The organism is Arenibacter nanhaiticus, assembly GCF_900141935.1.
GTDB lineage: Bacteria > Bacteroidota > Bacteroidia > Flavobacteriales > Flavobacteriaceae > Arenibacter > Arenibacter nanhaiticus.
On record NZ_FQYX01000085.1, the window covers coordinates 1 to 1,006 of the forward strand.

At 45.3% G+C, this 1,006-nt stretch carries 1 protein-coding gene; it reads right to left on the bottom strand.

Going from position 1 to position 1,006, the window contains the following annotated elements:
* Positions 1 to 1,006 (bottom strand): hypothetical protein (locus tag BUA16_RS18800; RefSeq protein WP_178338930.1); only part of this gene is annotated, 1,006 nt, incomplete at both ends.

Below are 1,006 nucleotides of genomic sequence, written 5' to 3' on the forward strand. Positions count from 1 at the left end.
TCGGCATCGTCCGCATTGATCGTTACCGAACCACCATCCACTAAGGAAATGATCTTTCCGGTTGCATCTATCGATAGGTCTTGGGTATCTGTATTTACTCCTGAAATATTGATCGTTTGGTTTCCGCCTCCATCAGTTACCGTAAGGTTGGCCCCATCAAAACTGATCCCTGTGTTGTATTCATTGGTAGGATCACTGTCGGCATCGTCCACCAAGCTAGCAAGGTTCACCGTTACAGGCGCCCCATTTTCTATTGCAATCTCAAGGCTGGTGCCCGTAAGTGTTGCAGAGGTTAGGTCTTGCTCATCCGTATTTAAAAATGTTTTATCGATCCATTCCACTGTACCCAATGCATCCGTAACCAAAACCTTATCGGTACCACCGCTTAATATGTTTTCTGTTTGGACAGCGTTGTCGGCAAGTTCTGCATTGGTAATTCCGTCTGCGGATACGTCCAATGTATAGGGACTAATTGTTGTCCCAGATCCTGAACGGATTAAAGTGCCATCGGTAGCCCCGACTACTTCGTTTCCGATTACACCATCATTTTCAGTAACGGTTACTGAACCTAAATCTACTAATGTCCAGGAAGAAGTTCCATTATCCCATTGCATTACCTGCCCGTCCGAAGTACCGTCTTCCAATTTTGATAAGGTTATTGCTTTATCTACAATTTTCGCACTAGTCACAGCTCCATCGGCCAACTCCGTGATTCCTACAGCTCCTGCGGCTATCTCCAGGGTAACATCTCCTAGCAAAGCATTTAGATCGCCCCCTACCGTTAAATCGCTAGAAGTAATATTCCCGTCGCCAGTGATTGCAGTTCCGTCAACTGATAATACTCCTGTTGCAGACCTTATCAATCCTGTTCCTGCTATGGAAGCATCTACTTTTAATGGGGTTACGGCATTATCCAAAATCTTTACACTCGTTACCGCATCATTGGCCAATTTGGCCGTTACGATGGATAGGTCCTCTACTTTAAAAGGATCGGCTGTAGTTCCTA